The following is a 15,150-nucleotide window of genomic DNA, read 5'->3' as shown; positions in this document are numbered from 1 at the left end:
AATAAAATTTTGGCAAAGAGGGTTTACCTTTTTTTTATATGGATATAGATACTATGAAAATACGATCATAATAAGTAATGTTTGGAGACAGTCCCCTGCTTTTGGCAGGGGATTGTGTATTTATAAGGGTTTGTATTTTTTATGAGTGAATCTCTATTAACCTTCAAAGTTGAGATATAAAGTGACTTTGTGGGTAGTCATTCTATCGAGATTATTAGTGTAAATATTGTCATTAGACTTTAGCATGTTAACTAAGCCATGAGAAAAACGTAACTCAGGAGCGAAGTTAAAGAACTGCATATAGGAATCTAGTCCTATACCATAAGATACTTCCAGATTATAATTGTTTAAGCCTAAACTTCGTGGGTCTTCTCCGCCTTTCTTACCACCTACACCCACAGCACCAGTTAAACCTCCAATTAAGTAAAATCTAGCATTCTTCCTTCTTAGAGACTTATACTTAAACATAATTGGCAACTCTAAAAAAGTAGTCGCATTATCAATTTGTACCAACTCTGTCGAACCTTCAGAAAGGTCACTCCCATCTGAACCAGCCACTTGATCTGCATCAAATGAATAGTCTACTGAATGAGCATAGAAAGACACATTCGGAAGCAAACGAATATCCCACAGTTCATTCCCTAAAGAATAATTAACAATGAATCCTAAAGAGAAACTCATATGTCTATTAGGAGATATCGCTACTACGCTATCTAAACCCTGAGCAAAATGTTCAGAATATGTTGCATTGAGGTTAGAAGAGAAAATACCAATCTGGAAACCATAGTGCATCTTTTTATTGTCGTAATTCATTCTTCTGAGCGTAACAGTCCTATTATTTGACTGAGCAAATAGCTGAGTGGAAGATGCTATTACAATTAAAAAGATAACTAATCCAGTTACTTTTTGGCTACGTAAATTGAACTTATCCCAAATGTTAAAGGTCTGCATTTTACTGATTTATAGCCTAACTTATCCAACTTGTCTGTAAAAGCTTTTCCGTATGGAAATTCCTGAACAGATTCAGGTAAATAGGTATAAGCGGCTTGGTCCCTAGAAATAATTTTGCCTATTAGAGGCAAAATGTTTTTAAAATAGAAATTGTAAAGTTGCTTATAGGGAAAAACGATTGGTTTAGAAAATTCAAGTACAACTAAAGTGCCATTATCTTTTAGAACTCTATGTATCTCTGCAAGCCCTTTTTCAAGGTTTTCGAAGTTTCTAACGCCAAATGCCACCATTACAGCATCAAAACTATCATTTTTAAAAGAAAGATTTTCAGAATCGCCTAATTGAAGTTCTATTTTATCTTCTAACTTAAGTTTCTTTAACTTTTTGCGACCATACTCCAACATTCCTTCAGAAATATCAACACCAGTAATTTTATCTGGTTTAATTGACATGGCCTCTATAGCAAGGTCTCCAGTTCCAGTTGCAACATCTAGAATTGTCTTTGGCTTTTCTGCTTTTAATATTTTAATAGCTCTTTTTCTCCAGTAAATATCGATTCCCATACTTAAAAAGTGATTTAAGAAATCGTACTTATGAGAGATATTGTTAAACATCTCAGCGACTTGTTGCTTTTTTCCAGATGCCGCTTCTTTATAAGGAACTACTGCCATTGTTTTAGTTTTTAACTTGCCAACTTATCGTTCGCATAATTGGTTTTAATTCAGGCACTCTTTCAACAAGAGTTTAACAGATTAGGTTTCTATTAACCTCACCTAATTTGTAGAATGCAAATTTGCTAAAATTTCTTTAGATCAACTAATCGGTATTTTTTAGAATATCCCAAAAATAAAAAAAGACAGACTTAGCAGCCTGTCTTCCTTAAGTTTATATTTTCATGAATTAACAAAATTCATCAAAAACCGCTTTTAAGTGATTACCAATCATTTCTGCAGAACGACCTTCGATATGGTGCCTTTCTACAAAATGAGCCAATTTTCCATCTTTAAATAAAGCAATAGATGGAGAAGATGGAGGATATGGCAATAAGAATTCTCTTGCTTTTTCAGTTGCTTCGAAATCTACACCAGCAAATACTGTAGCTACAGTATCTGGTTTTTTATCAGATATTTCTAAGGCAAATAAAGCTCCTGGTCTGGCAGTACCTGCCGCACAACCACATACAGAGTTTACAACTAAAAGTGTAGTACCTTCTTCTTTTTCAAGTAATTCGGTTACTTCGTCAGCAGTTGTAAGATCTTTAAACCCTTTTGAAACCAATTGTTGTTTCATTGGAGCGGTTAAGTGTTCCGGATACATATGAAATAAATTTAGATTTGTACAAATTTGAATATATAAATAGCGTATTATTTTTACATAAAACCAAGTTCTAGTTTGGCCGCTTCAGACATCATGTCTTGCGTATAAGGTGGATCAAAAGTAAGTTCTACAGTTACTTCGCTTACACCATCAATATTTTTAATTCTAGTTTCAACTTCACCTGGAATTTCTTCTGCAGACGGACATGCCGGCGAGGTGAGCGTCATTAAAACATAAACATTGTTTACAGGAAACACACTGATTTCATAGATTAGCCCTAGCTCATAAATATCAACAGGAATTTCTGGGTCGTAAACGGTCTTCACCGCGTTTACAACTTTTTCTTTTAATTCTTTATCTGTCATTTTACTTAAGTTTTCAATTTATTAGTTTGAGAATTTTGCTTTATAAGCAAGCGCATACATTTTCATTTGTTTGATCATGGCTGTTAAACCATTTGATCTTTGCGAGCCTACTAACTGTCTCATTCCTATTTTATCAATAAAGAACAATTCAGTGTTTATAATTTCATCGGGTGTTTTCTCATTAAGCACCCTAATAAGCAAGCTTATCAAACCTTTAGTAATAGCCGTGTTACTGTCAGCATTAAATACTACTTTACCATCTTGGTATTCTGTAACTAACCATACTTTCGATTGGCAACCTTTTATTATATTCTCTTCAACTTTAGCTGATTCTTCAAGTTCAGGAAGCTTTTCACCTAATTCCATGATGTAAAAGATTGTACTTTCACGATCACCTCCTAATATTGAAAATTCGTCTATTATTTCTTCTTGTATTTGTCTGGTAGACATTTCGTAAACAAAAATTTAATCCTAAAAATTTACACTACTTTAGAAGCTTTAGCAACAAACCTATCTGAGATTTTTTGTAATACTTCTACTAAGACATCAACTTCTTCTTTTGTATTATACACAGCAAACGACACTCTGGCAGTACCATCAATCCCGAAACTACTCATGAGAGGTTGCGTACAATGATGTCCAGTTCTTATCGCAATACCTCTTGCATCGAGCATCATGCCTAAATCAAAGTGATGTACTCCATCCATCAAAAATGAAATTACACCCACCTTCTCTGCAGCTGTACCAACTAATTTGATTCCCGCAATTTGCTTCATCTTTTCAGTTGCATACTCTAATAGCTCAAGTTCGTAAGCAGCAATTTCTTCTTTACCGACTCTATTTACAAAGTCAATTGCATTTTTGAGCGCTACTGTATCTCCAATATTTGGAGTACCTGCTTCAAACTTATATGGCAAATCATTAAATGTAGTTTTGGCAAAGGTTACTTCTTTTATCATCTCACCACCACCAAGAAATGGAGGCATTTCTTCTAAAATTTCTTTTTTGCCATATAAGGCACCAATTCCGGTAGGCCCGTATACTTTATGCCCTGAGAAAGCATAAAAATCGCAATCCAATTCTGCTACGTTTATATGGCAATGCGGACTAGATTGTGCACCATCTAACAACACTTTCGCATTAGCCGATTTGGCTTTTGCAATGATTCTTTTTACATCATTTATAGTTCCTAAAGAATTAGAAACATAGGCAACAGCCACCAGTTTGGTTTTTTCAGACACTAAACTTTCAAACACATCATAATCCAATTCTCCATTTTCCTTTATAGGAATCACATTTAGCTTAGCACCTTTTTCTTCACAAAGTATTTGCCATGGAACTATGTTAGAGTGATGTTCCATTCCAGAGATAATGATTTCATCTCCTTCATTAATAAACTTTCTACCAAATGAATAAGCCACTAAATTGATTGATTCTGTAGTGCCTTTGGTAAAAATAATTTCTTCTATATGCTTAGCACCTAAAAAAGCACGTACACTTTCTCTTGTGTCTTCAAAAGCATCTGTAGCTTTTGCAGCGAGTGTGTGTGCACCTCTATGTACATTTGAATTATAGCCTTCGTAATATGCATTTAATGCATCAATTACTTCTTTGGGTTTTTGCGAAGTTGCTGCATTGTCAAAATAGATAAGCGGAAAGCCATTTACTTCTTGATGTATAGCAGGAAACTGCTCTCTAATGTGTTTTATATCTATCATTTGTAATGTATCTCTATTTATAATCAATACAAATAAGAACCAAGCTGCAATTTTTTAGTTCATATAAAGTGCTTTGTTTTAAGATGTATTGAATCAAGATTGAAAATACTATAAATAATATTACAAAGATAGGTCTTAGAAAGCGCAATATCAGAGGAATGAAAAATAAATAAAGTATTTTGCAACAATGTTGCATTTTAAAACATTACCCCTTTCCTTTGCATCACAATAAACAACCAACACTTTGAAAAAAGTAACACACGATATGTTTAGAAAATACGCTGATCAAATCGGAATATCAGGATCTATTATCTGCCTACTGCATTGCATCTTTTTTCCTCTATTAGGAATTTTAGGCACTGGCGCGGCTACAGGCGTTCATGATCATGAACACATTTTTCTTGGAGATGATTTCCTTTTTGTTTTAATAGGCATCATTGCAGTGTATTACGCTTCTAAAAATACCCCTAATAGAAAAGTAAAACTTTCACTATGGTTTTTTATAGGTTTGTTTAGTGTTTCTTTAATCACTTCAGAATCAATCGAAACCTACGAATGGCTTACATATCTTTCTCACATTAGTGCAGCAGGACTTGTAATTACGCATGCTTACAACTTTATTAAAATCAGAAAGTTAAGTCATTGTAGCCTCTCTCAATGTTAAGAGGCATTTTTACTGATTAATTTGTTAGAAACAATTAAGTTTAAGATTACACCAGTAATTACAGTAAGCATTCCTGCTAAAACCCACCAGTTAAAAAATTCATTAAAGAAAATCATACCGAAAGACAGTGCATAAACTACACCTGTATAGTTTACACTAGCCACTCTAGAAGCAGCTTCTGCCTGAAAAGCTTTGGTCATTAATAATTGAGCCATTTGAGTTAGAATACCAATGCCTATTAAAAATAACCAATCGTTTAGCTCAGGAATAACCCAATTAGTTAAAGAGTAAACACCAGTTATAGGCATAGTTACTAATGGAAAATAAAGTACGATTACTAAAGGATGTTCACTTTGTTTTAAAACTCGAATGCAAGTGTAAGCTAAGGCCGAAAAAACAGCTGCTCCTACTCCCATTAGTAAATCAATAGTTTCAATTCTCGCATCAAAGCTTTTAATCATTAATATTCCTAAAAAGCTGATTAAAAAACATAACCACTGCCATTTAATCACTTGTTCTTTTAGTAATAGAAAAGTTAATATCGCTGTAAAGATTGGCGAGGTATATTGAATTATAATAGCACTTGCCAAAGGCATATGATGTAGTGTAGTAAAATACATGACTAAAGCACTAGCCCCAAAAATGCCTCTTAGTAAGAGGATTTTTTTATTATTACCCCAAATCTTAATCTTAGCTTTTTTGAGAAAATAAAGACTGAGTACTAATGATATTATTGATCTTACAAATACTATTTGCACAGATGGAATGTGGCTCACAAACTTTACACAAACATTCATAACAGCGAATAAGAATGTTGCCAACATCATTACCCTTACTCCATAACTTAGTTGAAATTTCATAGAGCAAAGTTAGATTTGAATACGCAGTAACTTTGCTATTTAGGCATTAAATTTCAGTATTAGCTGTTCCTTAGAGTTTCAACCGGATTTGCTGCCAGTGCTTTTAGTGTTTCTCTCATAATGGTTGCAAATAATACAAATAAAGTAATTAAAGCTGATAGAAGATATGGCCATACAGACATTTCAATTTTATAAACAAAGTTGTTGAGCCAACTAGAAGAAAGTAACCATGTTACAGGAAAAGCAATTACTAAAGCTAAAATTGCCAAACTAAAAAATTGCTTGTTGATTAATAAAGCTAAATCTTTCTTTTCAGCTCCAAGTATTTTTCTAATTCCTATTTCTTTTGTTTTTTGCTCTACACTAAATAAAGTGAGTCCATATAATCCCAAGCACGCTACAATAATGCTCAATATTGAAAATGTAATTACAAGTCGAAGCAAAGTTTTTTCGCTTCTATAGAATGCTTCAAACTTATCATCCACAAAACTATATTCAAATGGAATTACTTTTTCGAACTTCTTGTACACTTGTTCTATATCTGCTATAGCTTTTGGAATGTTATCTGATGAAATTTTTATTGAAGCTAGAGATAAATATTTTGTAACCAACTGCATTACAATGGCTTCTTTTTCATAATGTAAAGACTGAAAGTGAAAATCTTTAACTATACCAGTAATCACAGCAGTACTTGAGCTATCCCATAATTTTATTGATTCTCCTAGTAGCTTTTCAACATTTCCGTCTGGTGCTAACATGTGAGCCAGCTTCTCATTAATTATTACACCCTCATTATCTGAAGCAAGTGTTGAAGATAGGTTTCTTCCATAAAGCAATTCCATTCCGTAGGTTTCTAGAAAATAGTCATCTATCCCAAAAAATCTACCTGTTATCGGATCATTAAAACCCGGAACTGTAATATCGATAACTGAGCTTGTACCACCATCTCCTAAACCATCTAAAGCAATAGATGCTTGTTTCACTTCGGGTAATTTGACCAATTCATTTCTAAAAGATTCATATTTTTCAATCAGTACATCAGTTAAAGGCAAGACCAAAACTTGATTTTTATCAAACCCCAACTCTTTGTTAAGCATAAATTGCATTTGCTGATAAACAAAGAAAGTACTACCAATTATTACAACTGAAATCGCCAATTGAATAATGGTAAGTATCTTTCGTACGACATTACCAGAACCAGTTTTATTAATCTTATTTTTTAAAGTTTGAACAGGTTGATAAGATGATAAAACCAGAGCAGGGAAAAAGCCTGCCCCTACACTTACTACAAGTATTATTAGAAGTAAATAAGGCAAAAATAATATTGCAATTTGCCAATTTAACTCAATGGATTTTTGAGTAATATTATTCAGATATGGTAAAGCAATATCAGTTAATAACACAGAAATAAAAACTGCTATTAAAGTAAAAGCCAAAGTTTCTCCAATAAACTGAATAATAAGCTGCTGTTTGTTCGCTCCAAGTACTTTTCGTAAACCGATTTCGCCAGCTCTTTTAGTAGACTTAGCAGTTTGCAAATTGATATAGTTGATACAAGAAATAAGCAAAACAAATAAACCTACTATACTTAAAATGAGCACATATTGATAATTGCCTGCTTGACTACTAAAGCGAAATTGGACATTTGCTGAGTGTAAATAAACATCAGTATATTTTTGCATCTCGTAGCTAATTCCATCTTCTTCATGTTTACTCTTTTGTATAAGTAAATTATTCACATCCTCTGCTAAGCTTTGAGTATTTACTTTAGGATCTGTTTCTATAAATGTAAATACATTGCCTCCCCAACCATTGAAATGAGCCATAGGTACCACACCATTTTCTGGAACAATTGTTTCCCATGATACCAAGACATCAAACTTTATTGTGGAGTTTTCTGGTGGATCGGCAGCAATACCAGTAACTGTATACATTTGATCTTCCCAACCCTTTATCTGTTCGCCTACGGCATTTTTTTCTTTGAATAATTTTCTTGCCAATGATTCTGACAACACAACTGATGCTGGCTGACTAAGTACTTTGGAAGGGTCTCCATTTAAGAGTGGAAAACTAAATATTTTAAAGAAAGAAGAATCTGCAATTATCATTTGATGTGTAATTACATTTTCGCCACTTTCGTTGAAAATTGCTGGGTTAAAAAAATTACACATCCTCACATAATCAACTACACCAGGCAAATTTTGAATTAATGTGGGTCCTGTTAAACCAGATGAAAGTCCGTAAGTAACTTCTCTTCCTTCTTCCACCTCTTTCATATTGATCTGGTAAATATTATCACCTTTTTCATGAAAGCCATCAAAACTAAACTCATAGTAAATAAACAAACTAATTAACAAGCAAGATGTAATGCCTATAGTTAAGCTACCTATGTTTATTAGACTAAAAACTTTGTTTTTGAGCAGGTTTCTGAAAATGATTTTTAGGTAATTGAATATCATAAATTAAAAATTTGCAAAGCTTAAAAGATATTAAGCTAAAAGCCAATACAAATGCCAATAACATAATTGGCTGATAATCAATACAAAATAAGAGAAACACAAAAAAGTCAATTTGAAACCGTCCACCTATAAAACACAAAACCGTCCATTAGTGGACGGTTTTGAAACTCGAATATCATAAATATGTATCTAGTAGATGTATTTATCTAAGAGCGAGGCGAGGTGTTTTGCTTGATTTTCACGAGAATATTGTTCGTAATTTATTGTCTGCTGTTTTACTTCGCCAGTATTTTTAAATTCTACATAATATTTTTCTAAAACATTTGCCACTTCTTCTGGGGTATCAGCAGTAATGCCAGCGTTACATTCTTCAATTATTTGATTAAGGATGCCGTTATCATTTTCTACAAGTAAAATCTTTCTATTAGCTTGGAGGTAATCGAAGATTTTGGCATTTAACCAATTCATATTTTTCGCTGAAAGTAAAAGCAAAAGATGGCTCTCTTTCAATTTTGTATGAATCTCCTCATAGGGAATTCTCTCTGTAAAAGTGATACTATCTAATTTTTCTGCTATTGATTGCCTTACCCTTTCTACCATTTCAGGATAAAATTTTAACCCATAAAAGTACACTTCTACATCTTGCATTTCATTTAAAAACAGCTTTAATCCGTCTAAAAATGTTTCAAGTTTTTGGTGTGGATAAATAATTCCTGCATAAGAAATTGTAAACTTATTACTATCAGGCTTTACTATAGCAGATTGCTCTTTTACATCATATCCATTTAAAACAACTTCTATATTTTTTTTCGGGTGCAATAGAGCTATATCATTTTTATAAGAAGGAGCTGCTGTTGTAATGAGTTTGCAAGACTCGATAAGTTTCTTTTCAATTTTCCTAAAATGCTTTTCATTCAACCATCTATCCATCTTTCCAGCTCCTTTTAAGGATGGATTATTTGTCCAACAATCACGATAATCTGCAATCCAAGGAGTCTTATATTTTTTTGAAAGTAAAGCTGCATACTTAAATAATATAAACGGCTCACCAGTTGCCAGAATAACATCTACTTTATTTGATCTTAAGAAATCGTCTGCCGCTTGATATATTGAGTAAGATGAATCAGTTTTCGGATGAGAGAATTTTACAAATTGATGACCAAGTGTTAATACTTTTCGCTGAATTACTTTCTCGTCTAATCCATACTTCAAAATCCATCTGTCACGAATATTTGGATTAAATGGAGCTTGAATTAATTCTCCTTCTTTTCTATTTTGTTTGGTTGTGCTTCTCTCTTTAGAAGGTTTTATATAATCTACACTGTTCTTTATTGCATCATCCCAATGACGAGTAACTACAATTGGACTCCAACCATACTTTTTTAAATACTTAAACCAACTTGCTGGTCGCTGCGCACCAATAGAATTAAAAGGAGGAAAGTCGTATGCTAGGATAAGAATTGTTTTCAATTCGATCAAAAGTTTAAAAAATTCCTATAAAAAACGAATTGAAAACTGTTGGATTATGAGAATCAACAGTTTTCTTATATCAGTTAAAATTGATCGACGTTAATGATACAAGATTTATTTTTTCATGAAGCGAGCTTTATTTTTTTTAACTTCTAGTTTTCCGTTCGGCACAGGTGAAACATTCATTGAAAATGAAATTGATTACCTAGCTAAAGCATTTGATAAAATTATTATCATTTCGAATGATACACAAAATCCTCAAACCAGAACAGTTCCAGATAATGTCCAATTACTGAGAATGCCATACGAACTCGATTCTAAAGATAAAGCAAAAGCATTATCAAGTATTATAAAACCTGATTTTTGGAAGGAATTAATTTGGGTTTCAAAAAGAAAAAAATTGAGAAAAGGCATTATAAACACAATGCTCATTTCGCTATATAAAGCCTATAAAATAAGTAAATATTTGCAGCAGCAATCTGCTAGATTCAATGAGTTTAAAATTTATGGATACTCTTATTGGTGTAATGATAATGCTCTTTCTCTAGCACTTTGGAAAAGAAAGGATAAAAATATTAAAGTTTTTTGCAGACTACACGGCTGGGACTTGTATGAAGACAGAAGTGATTTTAAATACCTTCCTTATCGAATGACAACTGTAAATCGCCTTAATAATCTATTTTTTATATCTGAGCAAGGGATGAAATACTGGCAAACCAATTATGGGAATTCAAAAAATTTAAAAGTCAGTAGATTAGGAACTAAATGTATTAAGTCTTCTGATACAAATAAATCATCTGATGCATTTCACATTGTATCATGTTCCTCTTTAATTCCACTTAAACGTGTTCATTTAATTATAGAAGCACTCAGTAAAGTTAATTCTGAAAATAAAATTAAATGGACTCACTTTGGTGGCGGTAAACTATATAATGAGTTGGAAGAATTATCAAAAAGATTATTAAATGATAAAATAGAATGGGAGTTAAAAGGACAAGCTTCTAATAAAGAGGTTATGGAATATTATACTTCTGAACAACCTAATTTATTTATTAATGTAAGTGAGACGGAAGGCATTCCTGTTTCAATTATGGAAGCGTTTTCTTGTGGAATTCCTGCTATTGCTACTGCGGTTGGAGGAACCCCAGAAATAGTTAAAGACGGGTTAAACGGTTATTTACTAAATGCTAATACTGATGCTCAATCAATTAAAGAAATAATAACTAATCATATTAATTTGCCAAGAGACAATCAACAAGAAAAAAGTAGAAATGCTAAAGTAACTTGGGAGGAGTACTATAGTGCAGAAAAGAATTATAAGGGGTTTGTGGAATTTGCGACAACTTTATAAGAGGATACTTTAGAGTTTTCACCATATAATTTTAATAACCTGTCAACATATTCTTTTATATCGAATTGAGCAGCATACTTTTTAGCATACTCAGAAATTGAATTATATAAATCTGGTTGATTGATTAATGAGATAATTTTTTTTGCAAATACTTCAGGATTATTTTCATACATAATATATCCATTTTTACCATCTTCTATCAAATCTCTATTGCCTTTACCATCCAAGCAAATAACTGGTAAACCAGCAGCCATTGCTTCTAATAAAACTAAACCAAATGGCTCATAAGTAGCTGCATGTAAATAAATCATAGATTTTTTCAGATACTCTTCAACCTCATCTACTTTTCCATGTAAAATTATATTTTCTAATAAGTCCGCATTTTTGATCTCTGTTGCTAATGTATCACGTTCAGCTCCATCACCCAATAAATGTAAGCGTACATTTAATCCATTTTTTAACAATTCTTGAATTACAGGAATAAAAAAAGCCTGATTCTTTTTGGGAACCAAACTACCTACTGAAATTAATTCGAGTGTTTCATCAGCATCTAAAGTTCTATTATCGTCACAATAAAACCTCTTATAATCAATAGCATTTAAAAGCAAATGCACATTGTTATCAATGTTATCTGGTAATACTCTTTTAAAGAACTCTGCCGTATTTTTAGAAATCGCTATATATTGGTTATCTACTTTTTGATACTTTGGTATCAACCTTCTCTTCTCATAATAATTAGTAATTAGCGATTTCTTCAGAAATGTTCCTAGCTTTAAATTTTCTAACTGAAACATATTATCATGGCAATGGCTAAAATATGCAGCATTCGGATAGATCCATTCTCTACTCATTACTTCCGCTTCAAACAAATGAGAATGAATTACATTAGGTTTAAACTCTTCTACAATAGTTTGCCAATGAGATATATCAATATAATCTTTTCCAGTTATTGATGGAATTACCCTAGAGTTGCAAACTACAATATCAATATACTCACAAAGATGCTTATAATCATTTTCATCTCTCATTACCACAAGTTTGCAAACAATATCTTCTCGTGAAGATAATTCTCTGCAAATATCTAAGACAAATCTTTCAGCACCACCTTTTTTTAGAGATGGAATGAGGTGGAGTATTTTAAATCTTGGCAAAAGTTTTAATTTAAAATATGACTTTTAAAATTATTATAAATCATAAATAGTTTCTCTTTTAATCTATACTCAGGTAGATAATATCCAGAATAAAACAGAGCTTGAACCATTTTTAAAAAGTTTCTATTTTCTTCATAACTCTGCCCTACTGCAAACCAAGCATCATGTAATACTTTTGCTTTTACTTTCTGTGAAACCTCTATATTTCTTAAAATATTTTTTTTTGAATATAAATTTTCAAGATAGTTTTTAGTATTCTCTCTACTCACACTGCGACCATCATGGAAACAAGTTACATGTGTAGATTCAGGAATATAATACACTGGAAAGCTTGCTATGCGAACCCATAAATCAGTATCTTCTCCTATTCTAATTTTTGGATTAAATAATTCTGATCTAAGAATATCTTTGTGAATACAAAATCTTGGAGGAGCTATTGGACTTAATAAGAATTGTTCTTGCCATTTTAGAGAAGGGTCTGGATTAAATGAGAAAAGTTCTTTTTTCTCTCCAAACTCTAACCATGTATTAACAAAATATATCGATGCTTTTTGTCCATAGTTTTTGATTATTTCATTATAAAAAACAGAAAGATGATTTGATAAGTAATAATCATCACTATCTAAAAAACATATATATTGACCTTTGGCATTTTTAATTCCATTATTTCTAGCGGTACTTCTTTCCGCATTTTCCTGATAGATATATTTTATCCTTAAGTCTGATTGATAATTTTTGATAACCTCAACTGTATTATCTGTTGATCCATCATCTACAATTATTAGTTCCCAATCTTCAAATGTTTGGTTTTGCACACTTTCTATCGCTTTAGATAGAAGGTTATCCCTATTATAAGTAGGCAAAATAATAGAAAACATCATTAATGTAATGAGTCTACTGGTCTTTTAACATTAGTCTTTATAGAAACAACTTTTTTTAAATCCTCAACAGAATACTCTATTCCAAACCTTTTTAAAACTTTATTCTCCACAAAGTCAATATCATTTAATTCATTGATATTGATATCCAAATAAGATATATTTTTATATTTATTTTTAAATAACTCAGCTTGCCTATAACATTCATCATAATACCAATCAACCAAATATCTACCTAAATAATCTTTAGGTTGATACGATTTTAGTAGTTTCTTTAAGAAAAAGCTCATAATCGACTTCGATCTATTTACTTGGTATTTAAACTTACTTGGTTTCTTTATTATTAAATTATCAGCTGGAGTAAACATCCACTCTTTTCCATATTCTGTAAGAGGAGTACATTTTAATTTCTCATAACTATCAACAACTTTTTCTTTATCTCGTCTAAGAATAATTACCGCCACATTAGATTCATCTAGAAAATCCATTATTTTCCAACCAAAACTTTTTATGAAAATGTGATTTGTCTCAATATATATTTTATCTTTCGCAGTTATAAGGTTTATCTTTTTTACTTTTTCATGAAGTTGTTGATTAAAGCCTTCATCTGTAATCCTTTCATTTAAATACTCTCGCATAACATATCCACACATAATTGGATGAGGCTCATGAAAACTCTCTGCATTCTTACTTATTGAAAATATATTATTTAAATAATTACTCCCAGATCTACCTGTTGTAATGCAAAATATGTATTTAATTTTATTATTATTCATTTATCAAAACTGTAAAGAAGTTAATTTCTATAGATAGATATAAAATTCTAAGCTTTACAACAGAACACTACTATTTAAGCTGTATATCAAGAATATTTTAAATATCATAATGTACTTAAGTAGTTACTGATAATCTATTTTAAGAAATCATATGTAAAATATTATCATTAAGCTTTTTAATATCTACAATTAAATCGGACTCAAAAAAATCCATTTCAGGATTAACTGGCTCACACAATTGATGATAATATTTTAGGTTTAAAGTATTCGCTAGATGGTAGTATACTTTACTATGGTGGTCATTTTTATTAGTTACTCTTTTATGAAGCTCAAGAACTTTCGATCCCTTTTTCATAAAATTTATATTAGTAAGAGCAGCCCCATGTGGGCTTACTAATATTATGGCATCTGAGATTAATTTAATTTGTTCCTTAAAACTAGAGTTTTCAAAATAATGAATCTCAAAATCAAAAGATTTCAATACTGAAATTACTTCATTTTCATTTTGGATGATCCTTCTAGCATTTTTCCGCCCAATGTAGATTCTTTTTCCTTTTTTTGAATTAATATCAACCATGTATTTTTCAAAAAAAAATGATTGAAGATTAAGAACAGTAGAAGGATTATAGTTTGGACAAAATACTCTCTGTTCTGGAAAAATTAAGTTTGGAATTAAAGCGTGTTGACCAGTACTTAACCATTCTATTCCCTTAAACCTAAAGTTTTTTAATGTTTCCTCTACAAAGGAGACCGTTTTATATTCTTCAGGAAGTATTAAAACATAGTCTTCCAAATTATTATAGTCTAACAAAAACAATCTAGTAAGAGAATCTTCTATCCAATGGTAATAATTAAACCAAGGAGTATGAATACTTAAATAGTCAAATTTTTTTGAAAGCTTTACTGGAGGGGTATTTCTACCATACCTAGAAACCAAGTTTTCTAGAAAACCTCTATATAGTTGATTACCAAAATGTGAATTATGAAAATAAAATGATTTCCAAACTGGCAGTATATTTTCTTTAAATACCAGCCCATTATGAGTTAACAATGCATTTCTTAAGGTTAACACCTTTTGTTTAGGTAGCTTAAAAAAACTTTTTTTAAACAAAGCTGCATCTTCTGGATAGTTATAATTACATGGCAAAGATAGTTTGTATTTATTATCACTCAGCATTTATTATTACAAC

The 15,150-nt window shown here is 31.4% G+C and carries 15 protein-coding genes; 2 read left to right on the top strand and 13 right to left on the bottom strand.

Going from position 1 to position 15,150, the window contains the following annotated elements; all coding sequences use genetic code 11:
* Positions 1 to 156: 156 nt before the first annotated feature.
* The 6 genes from porT to OQ292_RS11805 all read right to left on the bottom strand — a co-directional run bounded on the left by porT (position 157) and on the right by OQ292_RS11805 (position 4,351).
* A complete protein-coding gene (porT, locus tag OQ292_RS11830; RefSeq protein ID WP_284682341.1) occupies positions 157 to 951 on the bottom strand; it encodes a type IX secretion/gliding motility protein PorT/SprT in 795 nt (264 codons plus the stop codon).
* Positions 900 to 1,622, bottom strand: coding sequence for a bifunctional demethylmenaquinone methyltransferase/2-methoxy-6-polyprenyl-1,4-benzoquinol methylase UbiE (ubiE, locus tag OQ292_RS11825; protein ID WP_284682340.1), 723 nt, complete (start codon positions 1,620 to 1,622; stop codon positions 900 to 902). The genes porT and ubiE overlap by 52 nt, the downstream gene beginning before the upstream one ends.
* A gap of 229 nt (positions 1,623 to 1,851) precedes the next feature.
* Positions 1,852 to 2,268, bottom strand: a complete 417-nt coding sequence (locus OQ292_RS11820; RefSeq protein WP_284682339.1) for a BrxA/BrxB family bacilliredoxin — start codon at positions 2,266 to 2,268, stop codon at positions 1,852 to 1,854.
* Positions 2,269 to 2,321: 53 nt separating this feature from the next.
* Entirely contained in the window at positions 2,322 to 2,633 is a 312-nt protein-coding gene (locus OQ292_RS11815; protein WP_284682338.1) for an SUF system Fe-S cluster assembly protein, read from the bottom strand.
* 21 nt (positions 2,634 to 2,654) lie between these two features.
* Positions 2,655 to 3,083 carry a SufE family protein gene (locus OQ292_RS11810; RefSeq protein WP_284682337.1) on the bottom strand — a complete coding sequence of 143 codons (429 nt, stop codon included), beginning with the start codon at positions 3,081 to 3,083 and terminating at the stop codon, positions 2,655 to 2,657.
* A gap of 29 nt (positions 3,084 to 3,112) precedes the next feature.
* Positions 3,113 to 4,351, bottom strand: a complete 1,239-nt coding sequence (locus tag OQ292_RS11805; RefSeq protein WP_284682336.1) for an aminotransferase class V-fold PLP-dependent enzyme — start codon at positions 4,349 to 4,351, stop codon at positions 3,113 to 3,115.
* Between the two features lie 244 nt (positions 4,352 to 4,595).
* On the opposite strand from OQ292_RS11805, the gene OQ292_RS11800 reads away from it, so the two are divergent.
* Positions 4,596 to 5,015, top strand: coding sequence for a MerC domain-containing protein (locus OQ292_RS11800; protein ID WP_284682335.1), 420 nt, complete (start codon positions 4,596 to 4,598; stop codon positions 5,013 to 5,015).
* Here the strand turns inward: OQ292_RS11800 and OQ292_RS11795 are convergent.
* The 3 genes from OQ292_RS11795 to OQ292_RS11785 form a co-directional block, all read right to left on the bottom strand.
* The gene (locus OQ292_RS11795; protein WP_284682334.1) at positions 5,012 to 5,875 is read right to left on the bottom strand and encodes a DMT family transporter; all 864 of its coding nucleotides are present in this window, start codon (positions 5,873 to 5,875) and stop codon (positions 5,012 to 5,014) included. The two genes, OQ292_RS11800 and OQ292_RS11795, sit on opposite strands and share 4 nt — an antisense overlap.
* Positions 5,876 to 5,934: 59 nt before the next feature.
* Entirely contained in the window at positions 5,935 to 8,334 is a 2,400-nt protein-coding gene (locus OQ292_RS11790) for an ABC transporter permease (RefSeq protein ID WP_284682333.1), read from the bottom strand.
* 189 nt (positions 8,335 to 8,523) lie between these two features.
* Positions 8,524 to 9,804 carry a glycosyltransferase gene (locus OQ292_RS11785; RefSeq protein WP_284682332.1) on the bottom strand — a complete coding sequence of 427 codons (1,281 nt, stop codon included), beginning with the start codon at positions 9,802 to 9,804 and terminating at the stop codon, positions 8,524 to 8,526.
* Positions 9,805 to 9,928: 124 nt separating this feature from the next.
* On the opposite strand from OQ292_RS11785, the gene OQ292_RS11780 reads away from it, so the two are divergent.
* On the top strand, positions 9,929 to 11,155 hold the full coding sequence (locus OQ292_RS11780) for a glycosyltransferase (protein WP_284682331.1): 1,227 nt from the start codon (positions 9,929 to 9,931) through the stop codon (positions 11,153 to 11,155).
* On the opposite strand, the gene OQ292_RS11775 is transcribed toward OQ292_RS11780, so the two are convergent.
* The 4 genes from OQ292_RS11775 to OQ292_RS11760 all read right to left on the bottom strand — a co-directional run bounded on the left by OQ292_RS11775 (position 11,119) and on the right by OQ292_RS11760 (position 15,137).
* On the bottom strand, positions 11,119 to 12,306 hold the full coding sequence (locus tag OQ292_RS11775) for a glycosyltransferase (protein WP_284682330.1): 1,188 nt from the start codon (positions 12,304 to 12,306) through the stop codon (positions 11,119 to 11,121). The two genes, OQ292_RS11780 and OQ292_RS11775, sit on opposite strands and share 37 nt — an antisense overlap.
* A gap of 5 nt (positions 12,307 to 12,311) precedes the next feature.
* Positions 12,312 to 13,187: a glycosyltransferase family 2 protein gene (locus OQ292_RS11770; RefSeq protein WP_284682329.1), complete on the bottom strand. Its 876-nt coding sequence runs from the start codon at positions 13,185 to 13,187 to the stop codon at positions 12,312 to 12,314.
* Positions 13,187 to 13,960 (bottom strand): hypothetical protein, encoded by a 774-nt coding sequence (locus OQ292_RS11765; protein ID WP_284682328.1) that lies wholly within the window; start codon positions 13,958 to 13,960, stop codon positions 13,187 to 13,189. The genes OQ292_RS11770 and OQ292_RS11765 overlap by 1 nt, the downstream gene beginning before the upstream one ends.
* A gap of 139 nt (positions 13,961 to 14,099) precedes the next feature.
* Positions 14,100 to 15,137 (bottom strand): glycosyltransferase family 61 protein, encoded by a 1,038-nt coding sequence (locus OQ292_RS11760; protein ID WP_284682327.1) that lies wholly within the window; start codon positions 15,135 to 15,137, stop codon positions 14,100 to 14,102.
* Positions 15,138 to 15,150 lie beyond the last annotated feature (13 nt).

Origin of the sequence: Chondrinema litorale, from assembly GCF_026250525.1 — a bacterium.
GTDB classification, from domain to species: domain Bacteria; phylum Bacteroidota; class Bacteroidia; order Cytophagales; family Flammeovirgaceae; genus Chondrinema; species Chondrinema litorale.
This window is presented reverse-complemented; position numbering and strand designations above follow the sequence as displayed.